The organism is Flammeovirga sp. SubArs3, from assembly GCF_947387565.1.
GTDB classification, from domain to species: Bacteria; Bacteroidota; Bacteroidia; order Cytophagales; family Flammeovirgaceae; genus Flammeovirga; species Flammeovirga agarivorans.
Genome location: NZ_CANDOA010000002.1, coordinates 680,368 through 696,989, shown reverse-complemented (window position 1 = coordinate 696,989; position 16,622 = coordinate 680,368). Strand labels below are relative to the sequence as shown.

Annotated in this window: 8 protein-coding genes; 3 read left to right on the top strand and 5 right to left on the bottom strand. The window is 34.4% G+C overall.

From position 1 onward, the window contains the following. Window positions 1-66: 66 nt before the first annotated feature. Window positions 67-2,355: an FdhF/YdeP family oxidoreductase gene (locus QL232_RS07350; protein WP_281613632.1), complete on the top strand. Its 2,289-nt coding sequence runs from the start codon at window positions 67-69 to the stop codon at window positions 2,353-2,355. Between the two features lie 20 nt (window positions 2,356-2,375). Here the strand turns inward: QL232_RS07350 and QL232_RS07345 are convergent, their stop codons facing one another. The 4 genes from QL232_RS07345 to QL232_RS07330 all read right to left on the bottom strand — a co-directional run bounded on the left by QL232_RS07345 (window position 2,376) and on the right by QL232_RS07330 (window position 6,518). Beyond that, entirely contained in the window at window positions 2,376-3,020 is a 645-nt protein-coding gene (locus tag QL232_RS07345) for a hypothetical protein (protein ID WP_281613631.1), read from the bottom strand. Between the two features lie 74 nt (window positions 3,021-3,094). Continuing rightward, window positions 3,095-4,465, bottom strand: a complete 1,371-nt coding sequence (locus QL232_RS07340) for a glutamate decarboxylase (RefSeq protein WP_281613630.1) — start codon at window positions 4,463-4,465, stop codon at window positions 3,095-3,097. A gap of 102 nt (window positions 4,466-4,567) precedes the next feature. Continuing rightward, the gene (locus tag QL232_RS07335; RefSeq protein ID WP_281613629.1) at window positions 4,568-4,795 is read right to left on the bottom strand and encodes a hypothetical protein; all 228 of its coding nucleotides are present in this window, start codon (window positions 4,793-4,795) and stop codon (window positions 4,568-4,570) included. Window positions 4,796-4,877: 82 nt separating this feature from the next. Next, window positions 4,878-6,518 (bottom strand): ABC-F family ATP-binding cassette domain-containing protein, encoded by a 1,641-nt coding sequence (locus QL232_RS07330; RefSeq protein ID WP_281613628.1) that lies wholly within the window; start codon window positions 6,516-6,518, stop codon window positions 4,878-4,880. 170 nt (window positions 6,519-6,688) lie between these two features. On the opposite strand from QL232_RS07330, the gene QL232_RS07325 reads away from it, so the two are divergent. Together QL232_RS07325 and QL232_RS07320 are read left to right on the top strand one after the other, a co-directional pair. Then, window positions 6,689-7,237 (top strand): YfiT family bacillithiol transferase, encoded by a 549-nt coding sequence (locus tag QL232_RS07325; RefSeq protein ID WP_281613627.1) that lies wholly within the window; start codon window positions 6,689-6,691, stop codon window positions 7,235-7,237. 84 nt (window positions 7,238-7,321) lie between these two features. Continuing rightward, window positions 7,322-8,236 (top strand): alpha/beta hydrolase, encoded by a 915-nt coding sequence (locus QL232_RS07320; protein ID WP_281613626.1) that lies wholly within the window; start codon window positions 7,322-7,324, stop codon window positions 8,234-8,236. Between the two features lie 78 nt (window positions 8,237-8,314). Here QL232_RS07320 and QL232_RS07315 read toward each other — a convergent pair whose 3' ends face one another. Continuing rightward, the gene (locus tag QL232_RS07315; RefSeq protein WP_281613625.1) at window positions 8,315-16,426 is read right to left on the bottom strand and encodes a T9SS type A sorting domain-containing protein; all 8,112 of its coding nucleotides are present in this window, start codon (window positions 16,424-16,426) and stop codon (window positions 8,315-8,317) included. Window positions 16,427-16,622 lie beyond the last annotated feature (196 nt).

Genomic DNA, 16,622 nt, shown 5'->3' with positions numbered 1-16,622 from the left:
CACAGCTTCCCACTTTTAAGCTACTTTTTTGATTATCTTATGGAGATAATACCATAAACACACACTATGAAAGCAACTTCTGAAAAACGTAATATTTCTATCACAGGACCTAGTGAGTTTACTAATATCACATTAGAAGAACCTCAAGATTATGCAGCAGGTCTCCCTGCCGTTAAAATTGCATTGGGTCATGCTATGAAAGAAATGGGAATGGCCAAGTCATTCCAAACTTTATCTAAGATGAACCAAAAAGATGGTTTTGATTGCCCTGGCTGTGCATGGCCAGATCCCGACCATCGTTCAAATCTTGGTGAATTTTGTGAAAATGGTGTAAAAGCGATTGCAGAAGAAGCTACAAATAAAAGAGTAGATATAGACTTTTTTAAAAAGCATAGCATTGCAGAAATGTCTCAATGGACGGACTTTCAAATTGGTAAAAGTGGACGTATTACTCATCCAATGGTTGCATATGAGGGTAAAGAACATTACGAACCTATTTCTTGGGATGATGCTTTTAAAATTATCGGAAAAGAACTTCAGGCGTTAAATGATCCGAACGAAGCTGTATTTTATACTTCTGGCAGATCAAGCAACGAAGCTGCCTTTTTATATGGACTATTTGCTAGAGCGATGGGAACGAATAATATGCCTGATTGTTCAAATATGTGCCATGAGTCTAGCGGAGCAGGCCTTTTCCAAACCTTAGGTATTGGTAAGGGTTCTGTTACCTTAAACGATTTTGAGGATGCAGAAGTGGTCATGGTAATCGGTCAAAATCCAGGCACAAACCACCCAAGAATGTTATCTGCTTTAGAAAAGTGTAAAGCAAATGGAGGAAAAGTTGTCACAGTAAATCCGCTTAGAGAAGCTGCTTTAGTACGATTCAAAAATCCTCAAGAAGCAAAAGGTGTTGTTTTAGGTGGTACTGCCATCACCGATATCTTCTTACAAGTAAATATCAACCAAGATGTTGCATTGCTTAAGTTGATCATGAAACGATTACTTAAGATTGAGACGGAAAAAGGTGGTATTTTTGATCATGAGTTTATTAAAAAGAATACCTCAGGGTATGACGAATTCATTAATGATCTCTCTAATTATGATGAAGACACATTACTTAAGCAAACAGGTATAGATCCGCTGCTTATCGACAAAACAGTAGCATTACTTGCTCAAAAGAAAAGAGTGATCATCTGTTGGGCCATGGGTTTAACTCAACATAAAAATGGTGTTGATAATATTCGGGAATGTGTAAACCTTCTTCTATTAAAAGGGAGTATTGGTAAAAAAGGATCGGGTACTTGCCCAGTAAGAGGCCATAGTAATGTACAAGGAGACCGTACAGTAGGGATTACCCATCATGTATCGAAAAAATTAAATGATGGTTTTCAAAAAACATTCAATTTTACTCCTCCGACAAAAGAAGGGTTAGATGTTGTCCATAGTATTCAAGCTATGCATAATGGGTTAGCAAAAGTATTTATTGGACTTGGCGGTAACTTCCTATCTGCCGCATCTGATACGATCTACACCGCCGAAGCATTACAAAACTGTAACTTAACAGTATCTATCAGTACAAAATTAAATCGTACACATTTGGTTACAGGTAAAACTTCATTGATTTTACCTACTCTCGGTAGATCAGAGGAAGATCAAAACCGTTTTGTTACGGTAGAAAACAGTATGGGTAGAGTGCATTCTTCTCAGGGAAGGTTAAAGCCCGCTTCAGAATTTTTAATGAGTGAACCCGAGATTGTATCTAGAATTGCTGAAAGTTATTTTCAAGAAAACAGTACTATAGACTGGAATACACTTGGAAAAGACTATGACTTAGTGAGAGAGAAAATTTCACAAGTTTTCAATGGCTTTGACAATTATTCTGAACGATCTAAAAAGTCTGGATTTGATTTACCAAACCATGCGAGAAAAGGAGATTTTTCTCAATTACCTGGAGGTACAGCTAAATTCAGTATCAATCGATTACCTGATCATCAACTAAAAGAAGATGAATTTTTGATGATGACAATAAGAACTCATGATCAATATAATACCACTATTTATGGTTTAGATGACCGTTATAGAGGAATTTATAATGAACGTAGAGTGGTTTTAATCAATAAAGACCAAGCAGCAGAAATGAATCTCAACAAATTTGATGTTGTGGATATTGTAAGTAATTATGATGATACAGAAAGAAGAGCTAAAAACTTTTTAATTATTCCTTATGATATTCCAAGAGGTAACTTAGCCTCATACTTTCCAGAAGCTAATGTTGTGATTCCAATAGATCAATTTGCTGATATAAGTAACACACCAATTAGTAAGTCTGTGAAGGTGACATTAGAAAAAAAATAATTTGAAGGGTAAGCATTGTCTTACCCTTTTTTATGTACTTCTTGATAAGACAATACTGCACAAGTAAAGAAACATAAAGCACCAGCCAAAGTATTAACCAAGGCCAAATTCGTTACCCAAGCACCCAATTCTATTGGTAAATAAATAGAAGCTACTGCAGATATCATGAAAGTTACACACCCTAACATATTAATCCATACACTCAAATTACTCTTATTACTGATTGAATAAGTAAAACCAATCTCTTTTAATAGAATGTAACCTGAGATTAAGAATAAAATAGAACCTACCATATTTGGAGTCCATACTGCAAAATCATCTTGAAGCCAAGATAATTGTAAGGTTGCATCATAGGTATTAAAATTAAATAGAATAGTCCCTAACCATTGTGTTAGCCCTGCCATATAGCCTCTATTTTGAGGCCTATATGCCATTAACTTCCATGATTGACCTTCTTGGTTAGTAGCATCTAACAATTGAAGAAAAGCAGCTGAAGTAAAGGGTATTGAACCTACAAAATAGATCTTATTCCAAAAGTCAGCATCTTGTTTTGGTAAAAGAAACATAATGGATGCTATCGCAAAACAGGAAGCTCCGAACATAAATAATACAGACATCCAAGTAACCATCTTCCTGGATGTTAAGGGGTGAGTATGAATATGCATGATGAAAGTGTGTCGTATATTGATTTGTTAGTAACAGAGTAGATCAAGTGACCTACTCTGAATATATCTTGATATTAATGAGCAAAACTTGACCCTGAAGTTCGCATTTCTCTATCGCCTCTTGATTTAAAATGGGCAACTGCATTTTTAATATCCTGTAATAGCATATCTGCCATATCACTATTGAAGCCCTCTCTGACTACAATTCTTAATACAGCAATATCTTCTACATCAGCAGGCATTGTATAAGCCGGTACCAACCAACCTCTTTCTCTTAATTTACTTGAGATATCAAACACTGAAAAGTTTCTACCTTCTTTAACAGAAAAAGCAAAAACAGGAATCGCACTACCATCAGACAAGAGTTCGAAGTCTCCTATTTTATTAATTCCCTCAGACAATTTCATGGCGATCATTTGAAGATCTTTCATTATCTGTCTATACCCTTTCTTACCTAAACGTATAAAGTTATAGTACTGTCCAACAATTTGATTTCCTGGACGTGAAAAGTTCAATGTGAAAGTTGGCATATCTCCACCAAGGTAATTCACATGGAAAATAAGGTCTTCTGGTAATTCTTTTTTATCTCTCCAGATTACCCAACCAACACCAGGATATACTAATCCGTATTTGTGACCGGATACATTAATAGATTTTACATTTGGAAGGCGGAAATCCCATTTCAAAGCGGGGTGAATAAACGGTGCTACAAACCCTCCAGATGCTGCATCAATATGAAGGGGTGTTTCCCAACCCGTTTTTTTATTATTGGCTACAAGTACATCATGAATTTTTTCAATGGGTTCAAATTCACCTGTAAAAGTGGTTCCTAAAATTGCAACTACACCGATCGTATTTTCATCAACGACATCTAGTACTTCTTCAGCTGTGATGACGTATTTATCTTTTTTCATTGGGATATACTTGGGCTCAACATCCCAATATCTACAGAACTTTTCCCAAACGACCTGAACATTGGACCCTAATACTAGATTAGGTTTATCTGTCGATAAGCCTTTTGCTTCTCGGCGATTTCTCCAATTTCGTTTGAAAGCCATTCCTGCTAGCATAACTGCCTCTGATGAACCTATTGCAGAAGATCCACAAGCTTCACCGTCTTCAGGAGCATTAAATAATCTTGATATGATATTGACACATCGTTCTTCGATGATTGCCGTTTGGGGATACTCGTCTTTGTCAATCATGTTCTTGTCGAACGTTTCTGACATTAACTGTTTTGCTTCTGGCTCCATCCATGTAGTCACAAATGTTGCCATATTTAGACGTGAATTACCGTCTAACATTAATTCGTCATGGATTATATTGTAGGCCTCATTAGGTTCCATTTGGCCTTCAGGTAATTCATATTTTGGTACTGAAACCTGATTGCGAATACCTCTAATTGTAGATCCTTTCGCAGATTTAGCTTTCTTTTTAGTAATCATAGTGAATAGATTGATCTATTGTGTTTCATAGTGTGTTAAGTTCATTTTATGTACGAAGCCTAATCACATATGTTACACCGTATTCACTTGAGTTACCAAATATTAATAAGGAGCATCAATAATGACTATAACTTCATCAATATCCTCATACTTTAATGAGTGTTTTCCATCCAAGCCGTCCTTTAGGTAGTATGCATCTTCAGAAACTTTTGTGACGACACCTTTATAGCATCTATCATTCTTCATGACGATATCAATACTTTTCCCAACTAATTCAGCAGCTTCAGATTTTATATTTTTTCCGTAAATACGTTTGTTTGTTTTTCTCATAGTATATGTAAAGTTATAAGGAAAAAGTAAGAAGCAAAGGGATTTTTTCATCTCCGACTTTCCTCCTTACTTTTTTTATATCTTATCCTTTTAAGTTAATCTCTGCAATACTTTCTATTCTGTTTCTTTCCAAGTAAGCATCAATGGTTTCGAAATGCTCAATCACTCTTTGGTCTTTAAACTCGAATACTTTATTTGATAATCCTTGAAGGAAATCTCTATCATGGGAAACTAGAATCAAAGTTCCATCAAAAGATTTTAATGCTTCTTTTAGAACATCTTTTGATTTTAGATCCAAGTGGTTCGTTGGTTCATCAAGTATCAATAAGTTTACAGGCTCTAAAAGTAGTTTAACCATTGCAAGTCTCGTTTTCTCACCACCTGATAATACACCTACTTTTTTATCAACATCTTCTCCTCCAAACATAAACTGCCCAAGGATATTATTGATATGTTTTCTGATATCTCCTTTAGCTACTTCGTCTACCGTTTGGAAAATAGTCAACTTAGGATCTAACAATGAAGCTTGATTTTGGGCAAAGTATCCTACTTGTACATTATGTCCCAATTCACAAGTTCCCGCATCAACACCAATTTCTTCCAAAATCGCTTTTATCATTGTTGATTTTCCTTCACCGTTTCTACCAACAAAAGCTACTTTCTCTCCTCTACGAATAGACATATTAGCAGATTTAAAAACAGTTTGTGTATCATATGACTTTGATACATCTGTAACTGTCACTGCTACTTCGCCTGATCTTGGAGCTGGAAGAAAACGTAACTTCAATGCTGAAGTATCTACCTCATCGATCTCGATAATATCCAATTTTTCAAGCATTCTTTCTCGAGAAGATACTTGGTTGGTTTTAGAATATGTACCTCTAAACCTCTCAATGAAGGCTTTTGTATCTGCAATTAACTTTTGCTGCTCTTGGTAAGCTTTTAATTGATGTGCCCTTCTATCTTCTCTTAATTCTAGATACTTAGAGTAGTTGGCCTTATAATCATAGATACGACCCATTGTCACTTCAATGGTTCTATTAGTAATATTGTCAATAAAGGCTCTATCATGGGAGATAACCATTACCGCGTTCGCTTTATTTACTAAAAAGTCTTCCAGCCAAATCACAGATTCAATATCAATGTGGTTTGTTGGCTCATCCAGTAGTATAAGATCAGGCTTTTGTAAAAGTATTTTTGCCAACTCAATACGCATTCTCCACCCTCCAGAAAACTCACTAGTTTGGCGGTGTAGATCTTCTTGTCTGAATCCTAAACCTTTTAATGCTTTCTCTACTTCAGCATCATAGTTCACTTCTTCAAGAGCATAAAATTTCTCTCCTAAATCCGTTACTTTTTCTATGATTCCCATGTACTCTGGAGATTCATAATCTGTACGCGTCTCCAACTGTTTGTTGAGTTCTTCCATTTCATCTCGCATTTCAAAAATTTGTTTGAATGCTTTAGAAGCTTCCTCAAAGACAGTACAATTATCTTCAGTTAATAAATGCTGAGGTAAGTAAGCAATTACGGCATCTTTGGGAGCACTAATATGTCCTTTTGTAGCCTTTTGAACGCCAGCCACAATTTTCATCATGGTTGATTTTCCTGCTCCATTTTTCCCCATCAATGCGATTTTATCATTGGGGTTTATCACAAATGACACATCACTGAATAGTGTTGCACCACTAAACTCTACACTTAAATTATCAACTGAAATCATAAATCAAATAGTTAAGCTGCAAAGCTAATTTAAATTGATAAAATAGATAAACCCTTAGAATTAAAAAATCAGAATTAAGCAGAATATTATGGATTTACATCTTTTTGCTGTTTCAGCTATTTAAAGAATTAACCTTATCTTAGTTTCTCAACATCTAAACTATTAAGAATATGCAAACAACCTCTTTACAACAATTAAAATTTCCAATTGGTGAATGTCCCGTTATTAAGCATCCTTCGAAGCAAGAAATCGAAGCAGCAATACAATCTATCGAAGTATTCCCACAATTACTTGAAAGTACATTAAATGGGGTATCAAATGAGGCTCTAAATTATAGATACAGGCCAGATGGTTGGAAGGTAAAACAGGTCGTACATCATTGTGCCGATTCTCATATGAATAGCATTATCCGCTTTAAACTAGCTTTAACTGAAGATATTCCTCATATCAGACCTTATCATGAACACCTTTGGGCAGAATTAAACGATAGTTTAAGTGATGACTTAAGTGATACGTTGTTATTACTTAAGGGACTTCATAATAAATGGGCGTCACTTCTAAAGAGTTTGACTGAAAGTGATTTACTCTTGGAGTTTGAACATCCTGAACATGGTACTCGCTTTAATTTAGGTGAGAATATTATGGTCTACGATTGGCATTGTCGACATCATCTTGCCCATATCCGTCAGGGTTTAGAAAGTGAAGGAAAGTACAATTAAGATTCAGTCAATAAATATCATTGTGATTTAATATTTTCACAATGATATTTACTTCAACATAGAATTCTAGACAAAACAAATAAAATGAAATCAACAATTATTACTTTACTCACTTGTGTGACACTTATGAGTGGAGTTCACCTTTTTGCTCAGAAGAAATCTGACCTTCACCCTAAAATCATCTCATTACCATACACACCTGTGGAAGGTGTTACTTACTCAACGAAAGAGAATAGGTACTTTTCTAAAATTTGGGATACTGAAGTCATTACGAATACGATAAAGCCTGAAATCTGGATATATGAACCTTCTAAAAAGATGAAAAATGGGACAGCGGTAATTATTGCTCCTGGTGGAGGATTATATGCACATAGTATTATTTCAGAAGGTATTGATGTAGCTAAATCTCTCACTCAAAAAGGTATCACTGCTGTAATATTAAAATACAGGTTGATTCCTACAGGAAAAGATGCCGTTGATGAAATTAGCCACTTAAAACCAGAGGGAAAAAAGAAATTTAATGCAGATGTACAGAAAATGCTTCCCCACTCTATTGATGATGGGTTAAATGCTGTTACTTATATCCGAGAGCATGCCTCTGAATTGGGTATTGATCCCCAACATATTGGCTTTATGGGATTCTCTGCAGGTGGAGCAGTTACCATGGGCGTTGCTTACAATTGTGTAGAAAAAAATCGTCCTAACTTCTTTGCTCCCATTTATCCTTGGACCATTCAGATGCCTGTGCAACCCAATGCTCCAAAAGATAGTGTACCAATGTTTATCGCCTGTGCTACTAATGATCCTCTTCAACTTGCAGAGGGTGCAATAGCATTATATACTTCTTGGAGAAAAGCAGGATATAATACCGAACTTCATATGTATGCAAGAGGTGGTCATGGTTTTGGCATGAGAACAAAAAATACTCCTTCTGATTCGTGGATAGATCGTTTCTACGATTGGGGTATTAATGAAGGTTTGATTCTTCAAAAGGATTAGTCACTCAAAAGTATCAAAAAAGCCCTTACTGTTTACTATTAAGTTCAGTAAGGGCTTTTTTATGTTTACAAGTTCTATCTATTTACAAATCAACTTTTTGATAATTTGTCGACTGCCTTCTGTCACTCGTATAAAATACATCCCGCTAGTGAATTGGGAGATATTTATTTCATGTCTGAAATGGTCCGATTCATTGAAATAGACTCTTCTACCAGAAGCATTTAATACTTCTACAAAATATTTATCTGCCTCCGTTAAAAACTCTAAAGTCACTGTTTCTCCATATGCTGGATTTGGGTATACATTTACTTCCAATGCTTCTTCTTCTGTATTCATTGACACTTTTACAGGTCCAAATACTTCAAAGTCTCCATTAAAATCATACTGAATTAATCTATAGTAAGATTGCCCTTTGAAAGGTGACTTATCTTTAAAGAAATAATCTGTTCTCACATTTGTATTACCTTTCCCTTCTACTTCTCCAAGATACTCCCAATCTCTATTATTGGAAGATTTTTCGATAACAAACACTTCATTGTTTTGTTCTTGTGCAGTTGACCATGATAAGAAAACTTGCTCCTGATCTGTTACTTCAGCATCGAAACTAATTAATTCGACAGGTAAATCTTTATCGAAAACATGTCCTACATATCCCCATTGGAAACCAGCATTAGAATACTCTGTAGATGTTGTTCTAGCACTACTTGATGCAGAAGCTATGCTAATAGTTGCTTTTTTCCCTACACCTTGTCCAATAAAATAGATAGTGCTGTTTGGTTTTATACCATTTCTTGAAACGTGAACTTCATTAACATTACCTCCAATGACATGATATTCTGAAGCATCGTCGATAAATACGTTTCTAAAATCAGTTTCATGGTCATCTAAAGCCGAACCATATTCATTTTTGATTCTACCAATATATTTCCATACATAAAGCTCGATCTGCTCTCCTACTTTTAGATCTTGAGGTTCCAAAATCCAAGTACCATCTTTCTGTATAGCCGTTAGTTTATGTCCATTACTATCTACGATATCAGGGACATTCACATTTACATCTTCATCTATAATGTCGGCAGTAAAGTCAGCCTTGAACATTACATCTTTTCCTAGTCCTGCCCCATCTGTTCTTGTCCCTACTGCAATTGGGTAGAAATATTTGTCTGAACCAATAGGGAAAATTATAATATCAGCATTAAAGGTTTGTCCTAACTTGAAGTAGGTTTCTCCAATTATATAACTGACATCACTTGAGTTAAATACTCCTTCTGGATTGTTGACAATTAAGTTACCTGATGATTTGATTTTACCCGTTGTAAATAAAATTTGGTTATCAACTGTTGATTCAGAAACCACATTAAGAATTGGTGTACTTCCTGACATTGCCACTTGAATACTTCTTAAAGATTGCCCTGCCAATGATAAAGATTGAAGATCTACACCATTAAATACAGTGAGCGATGTTGAGCTATGTGATATTGTACCACCACTAGTCACATTAAAATCTTCAGACAAGTAAAGCTCACCTTCTAATTGTAGGTGCCCTGTTGTATTGACATTAAGGTCTTTATTGAAATAAGCTTTAGGACCATTAGTTAATGATAAGTGCCCATCAATATTTGTCTCTCCATTTATTGTAAATACAGTTTGGTCAGTACCTCCCATATTTACTCTAGCATTATCTCCAATTGTAAATCCTGCATCACCTATTGTGATATTGGAATAATTAAGATTATACATGACCAAGCTTTTGCTTATATCAGCATTGCTGAATTGTAATCCTCTAATATGTTGGTAACTACCAAGGTTTACATTTACTCCATCTTTATAATCGATAGTACCAATACCATACATATTAGGGTCTAAGTTCATCATTACAATACCTCCCTGAGCATCAGATTTCATAAAGTCATCCCAGTTGCCATCAGGTAATGCCAAGGTCTTATTCAATTCAATAGTACCATTTCCATAAACAAAACCGAATCCACCTTGAGCCCCTGCTTGTGACAACTTTAGGTGACCATCCAATTGCATTTTAGATAGGAATAGCCCTGGTGTATTATAATTCACTACATGGCCTGAATTAATCGTAATGTTAGTACCATTTGAAGGTGCATGAGAAGATGGTTCTGGATCACCTTTTACATAAGTAGGATATTCCTCTCCATCAATAATAATCTTATTTCCCTCCTTTAATGGGTATGTCTCCCAGATCGTATGATTACTCCAATCACCATCAGCTACTGTATAATATTCGGTGATACCGATACTCATATCATCTCTATGCCCTGCTGAATAAACTCCTGAAATAACATTGTTATTAAGTACTTTCATTACATTTCCAGAGAGAATAAATTGGATATAGTTATTATTAATATCTATTCCACCTTTTCCCACTTGCCAGTTTAAAGCATTTTCAAAGAATTCAGCCGTTAAGTAATCATCTTCTGTAATTGGAGCATTAGTAATAACATCACCTTGATCATAGGTCATATTTACTGCTAAGTTGAAATGATCTGGTAATTGTAAAATATCTCCATTATCATCAATAGAATTAATAAACCAAGTATAGTCTAACAAACTATGAATATAACCATCGGGCTGTCCTTCCACTTTTAAACCTGGATATACTTGGTTAAGAATGGCAACATTGATATTGAAAGAGGCATCTGGATCTACCTTTTCGTGTCCAGATAACGCTGTAAATGATAACGGTGTATATTTTCTATCACTACCAGTGATCACCCCCAAAGGAATAGTATTTCCGTCGATCGTTCCTTTAAATGCTTTTACAATACCTCCATCTCTCTGATTACCACTTGTAGCAATCATTCTAGTTTCATCAAAACTATTTGTTCCTGAAGAGATCTCTAAATTTCTTCCTAACCAAAGCTGATTCTCCTGGATATAAAGTACACCATTCAATATCTCTAACTTTTCTTGTAAGGTCAGTTTAAAGAAAGATGATGACTGATCTGCGTCATATAAAGTGACATCATTATTCATAGACAAGAAATCGATATGTCCATTGTTTGCTTTAATGAATTGCTCACTCCCTTTATTGAATGATATTTTCTCCGTCTTAGTATTGCTAGAAATCTTCCCGTCAAGAGACAACAGATTTCCATCAAATAATAAATCAGTACCTTTTAAAATTACTTCAGATTGGTCTTGAATATCCAAGTTTCCTTTTACCTGTAATGAATTGGAAGTAAACGGCTGATCAAACTTTATTGATGGTACACTTATCACCAAATTATTAATGGCTTCATGTGTACTATTTGCACCTGAATAAACCACATGATCATCTCCAATGATGGTTAAGTTTCCACCTTCAGTAGACCAAATATTGTTGTTTACAATTTTATAAGGGTTGATTAATGTTAATCCCTTTCCTTTTTGATTGAATTGAGCGTCTAAGTTATTTATTTCAAGACCATAATGAATATTCGTATTCGTTGCTCTTTCATCTAATTCAATCTTACCTTTATTAATGAATAAATAAGGTAGATCTTTGGCATAAATCTTTACTGGAGCTGTTTCTTCTGTTTCAATGACAATTTTAGCATCATGAGCAAAAGTGTTATTATTTGGCGTTAAGTTGAAAATATCAATTAATACTCTATCAGTATTATTCCCACCTCTAATGATTAATTCATTAACTCCTTTTTCGTATTTAAAACCTAAATTGAAAACACTTTCTATATCATTTAATTCTAAAACTGCTTGATGAAGGTTCTCTCCTTTTAAGGTTTGCCCTCCAATTTCTACAACACCACTTTTATGGACATAATTTAAAATACCTTTTTGAGTGTTGAAAGGTGTTCTTAGTTGTGCTCCAATAAGAAGTTTACTTTGATTTGAGTCCGTATTTTCTATGTAAATAGTAGCGTTAGAACTATAAATTACCGGTGTATTACCATTTAGTCCTCCACTAAAATCGGCTGTACCTCCTTTTACAAATAAACCTCCATGTAAATCAACACCTCCACCAGTTTCATGGTCAGAAGTTGTAACTACTTTAGCACCATTTTGAATAATCAGTTTTGCTTCTTTGGCGATTTCGAAGTTTCCTCCTCCTGCATTTACATCTAATACCTGAAGTGGGTTATTTAGAATAACAGTACCTGAATTTAAAACAAAGGATTTTTCATTATTAGGTGCTACTCGGTTCTGAACAAATTCAATATCGGCATTGAAAAATACTGAGTCTGTAACAAAGTCTTTATTGATAACAATATCCCCCATTTTGATAGGGTTTTTCTCCGTGATATATGAATCAATAAAACCTCTATCTGTCCCTTCAAAATAAGTTTTTACTGAAGTGTTATTATCAATCAATGAAACATTGATATTATTCAGTCCATTTTTCGTTTTCGTAAGTAATATACCTCCTCGCAAAAAGAACTTATGCTCTGTTTTACCAGTGTAACTATTATCACTTGTGATGATTTTGGCTCCATCATTATTATTAGGGTTACCAATAAATATGTTTCGAGCTTTTATTTCTTTTTCAAACTGCCCCCCATAAAACATCAATTGTCCTTTCGCATAGTTACCAACATAAATATCATTTTTGATATTCATATTACCTCCTTTTTCTACAGCTCCATCAATAAGTACTTTTGCTTTATTGATGACTCTAAATTCTGTAGCAGATAAATCGAAGTCTAAACGAGCAAATCTGTTAGCCCCTTCTGCGTTTACATAAAACTTAGGATAGCTTTTAATAGCATCTTGGTCTCTAATAATAGCAATATCATCTGTAGCTACACTGTTTGCTACTCTGGCATTAAACACTGAAGAATCTTCTTTTGCCCAAGCTCCAAAGTCACCTTCTAAATGACCATATTCTGTAACACCATAATGAACAATAATTTGCCCAGGGCCTTTTACATTTCTAGCTTTTAAAGTTCCTATATCATGAACAATCACTCTAAACTCTGGATCAGGGTCTGCAAAAACTACTTCAGCTACTTCAGCAACAAATGGTTTAGTTTTATCTTCTTTTCCATCATTACCTAAGAAATAATTAGGTACTCTGATATCATTTAATTGAGTTGTCGGGTTATTCACAAAACTTTTATCAAAAACCGCAATATCATTTTTAATAGGATACCATCTAATTTTACCTGTCGGATCATAAATACCTTTTCCATTAACATCTACCCAATTATCAGCATTATCCCATCGAGCGGCGGCATTCCCTACACCATTACCTTTAAACGTCCAATAGAAAACTTCTGGTGATCCTACAAATGATTGTTCAACACCAATTGTATAATTAGCATTTTCTAATTCTGTATATTCTTTTGTATTATCATTATCCCAACGACCATCAAATACTACTCTATGCATAAAGTAGTCCTTCTTATATAGATATAAGTCGTTTGAACCTTTTAGATCTTCAGTAATTTTATTTGGTGTTGATTTTCTTTCATAGTTTGCCACTTTATAGATATCAGCAATAATTTGATCTGAATCTAAAACTTTACCTGCTTCCCAATCTGATTCAATGGTGTAATTGGTTTGAATGTAACCATTCAGAATCATCTGAGGAAGCATCTTATCATTTCCTCTAGTTACTTTCCAATACAACGGAAGCATATCTTCATTATCACTACCAGGTTTTGCTGTGGCAAGTTTCTTATTTACAGCCTTAACAGTAATATAATCATTGATTGTATTTAAGTCTGTTGTATTTGATTCTAGTAGTAGTTTTAAAGGAGAATAGTTTGTAGAACTTGTACCAATAGGAAGGTCAATGATGATGTTTTTACTATCGGTTCTATGGTACATTCCATCATGCACAAGAATGGATAAGCCACCATCTGAATCATTTCCATTCGTAATAAAGAAGTTTTTATTTAGGCCATCGTATCCCAAGTCAGATCGTAGATCAAAACGATCTACTTTCATATTATTCTCTCTTAGATCAACTAAACCATGTTTATAATAGATTCTTTGGATATAGATATCGTCATCGAAAGCAATAGTATTATTTTCTGCATTGATTTTGACATTACCTATCTTAGCTCCTTTTTCTACATTAATGACTTGGTTTTTAGGTCTGAACTTTACAATTGCATTGGAAGAAGTTTTTTCTGCATCAAAAACACCTAACTGTCCATCTTTACCAATAAATGTATTACAAAATAGTCGGATAGAATATTCGTTTTGGTGTAAAATACCTCTTTTTACTTCCAATGTACCTACATCAACATTATCCGAATCTGTGTCTCCAATTCTTAATAAGTTACATTCATTTTCCTCATCCTTGTCACCATCAATATAGTCTGCAAGCATTTTTGTTGCTTTCACATGGTCAGAAGCAAATAGAACTACAGAATCTTGTCCTACAGCACCTGACTTATCAACAACGACATGGTATAAGTTAACTTCTTCTGAAGTTGAATTTTCTTTGTAAGCTGGATAATCAATAAAAATTGAACCTTTGCGATCACCAGAAAAAATTGTTCTGTTATTGTTAACCCTGATCTCTCTATTGGCATTACTCTTATATCGGTAAGCATCTTTCTTCAAAATGTGTAATTGCTCTCCAATAATAACATCTTGAGTACCTACATATAGTTCAGCTGCAATTTTTAGGTCCTTTTCAATTCTTAATGGGTATTGGGTTGGTGCTTCTCCATCAAATGAAAGTGGAGACACTTCTACTTCACCATCACCAGTTACATTTAACGTCGGCAGATAAGGTTGAGATGCTACTACAAGTTTTTGTTTATCTTTAGTGATCAATCTAATTTCACCTCCAGTTACTTTAGAGTTACCATCAGATGATCTGATAAGAAGCCCTTTGTCTGAATTACTATCGGTACCATCAATAATAATCAAACCACCAGAACTCATATTAAATACGTTAGAAGAATATGGTAATGAGAAAGGTTGGTACTTATCATCAAAGCCTTTAATATTTAAGATTCCACCTGTTTGTGTGTAAGACCCCTGATGGTCTTCTCCCTGATTAGAAGTCTTCATTTTCTTGATATTTACAAGACCTCCGTTGATCACGACTTCTCCTCTTTCTCTTAATGTTATCCCTTCACTACCTAAAGAAGTATAGTTTCCTTTTGTAATTTTAAACTGACCATAAACGGTTAATGCAAATTTATTATCATTTTCAATTGTGCCTCCATCGATATGTAAAATCGATTCTGAACGTAAGGGTCTGTTTCCATCGCCATTTCCTAGATTCAATTGAATATTCTCACCAATAATCGCAGTACCTTTCTCTAATGCAAAAGAGAACTTCCCTTCCAATACACCTTCAGTGCCAGAAAATTTCCCATTATTCACACCATGTAGAGTAAGAATATCGTTTTGATAAGAAGTGAAACTAACTTTATCGCTTTTGCTATTTTTTTCAATTACAATCCTTTCTAGATCAACTGTACCGCCATTTTCTGTTGACAAGACAACTTGCTGATCATTTTCTCCATACAAATAATACTTACAGTTTTTGATATCAACTGTCCCCTCATTTGTGAAATTACCATAGGTTTCTAATGCGGAGTCTTTATTTTTATCACTGTCATCATCCGTCAAAAAGAATGTACCAGGTTTTATTATAATATCTCCTTTTACAATTGCTCTTGTATAAAATGGTAATACAACTGTTCCCTCTTCAATGGTAAAATCTTGAAAATTGTTTTTTCCAATTTCTAACTGACCATTTCCTTTCTTGATAAGGTTAGAAAACATATATCCTACTTTATTCTTAATACTCAAATTATTTGAGCCATAGAATATGATATACCCTTTCGAACTATCTGAAAACAATTGAGTAGAATGACTTGATGCTTTTGGGAGTTTGGTATTATTGATCTCAATATTACCCGCACCATTAATGGAAGTGAAGTTTAATTGTTTCTCATTTTCAAATTTTAGTGTACCTCCTATTGAGATATCTATTGTACCATAGTTTACGATACTGAGATCTGCAGGTACTTTTAGCGTTACACCTGTATGGATGTAGATATTATCATGCTCTCCAGGAATGCCGGCTCCACCGTTAACAGAGTTGGGATCAAAGGTCCAACTTGCATTATCATTCCAATTGAGAGTCCCTCCAGATTTGATTGTATAATAAGTTTGTTGCGCAAAAGTGAAGGAAGTTGTTAGCCAAACTAACATACAAACAGATAATAGTTGCTTGTATAGTTTTTTCATAAATGAAAAGTTTTTTGTAATAAACAGGTTAGTAGAAGTATTTGTAGATTAGGTTTATAAAGAATCAACTTTGATTGTAGGCCCTAAACTCTTAGTAACCAAAACTAAATAAAAAAATAGTGATACTAAATCTTAGATTTGTTAATAAATATCATCTTCAATTTTTGTAGAATTTAAAGAAATTGAAATCTATTTA

Excerpts from the sequence above, each read along its gene's own strand:
- QL232_RS07315 (WP_281613625.1), bottom strand. The coding sequence starts at position 16,426 with ATGAAAAAACTATACAAGCAACTATTATCTGTTTGTATGTTAGTTTGG.
- QL232_RS07340 (WP_281613630.1), bottom strand. The coding sequence starts at position 4,465 with ATGATTACTAAAAAGAAAGCTAAATCTGCGAAAGGATCTACAATTAGA.
- QL232_RS07330 (WP_281613628.1), bottom strand. The coding sequence starts at position 6,518 with ATGATTTCAGTTGATAATTTAAGTGTAGAGTTTAGTGGTGCAACACTA.
- QL232_RS07320 (WP_281613626.1), top strand. The coding sequence starts at position 7,322 with ATGAAATCAACAATTATTACTTTACTCACTTGTGTGACACTTATGAGT.
- QL232_RS07325 (WP_281613627.1), top strand. The coding sequence starts at position 6,689 with ATGCAAACAACCTCTTTACAACAATTAAAATTTCCAATTGGTGAATGT.
- QL232_RS07335 (WP_281613629.1), bottom strand. The coding sequence starts at position 4,795 with ATGAGAAAAACAAACAAACGTATTTACGGAAAAAATATAAAATCTGAA.
- QL232_RS07345 (WP_281613631.1), bottom strand. The coding sequence starts at position 3,020 with ATGCATATTCATACTCACCCCTTAACATCCAGGAAGATGGTTACTTGG.
- QL232_RS07350 (WP_281613632.1), top strand. The coding sequence starts at position 67 with ATGAAAGCAACTTCTGAAAAACGTAATATTTCTATCACAGGACCTAGT.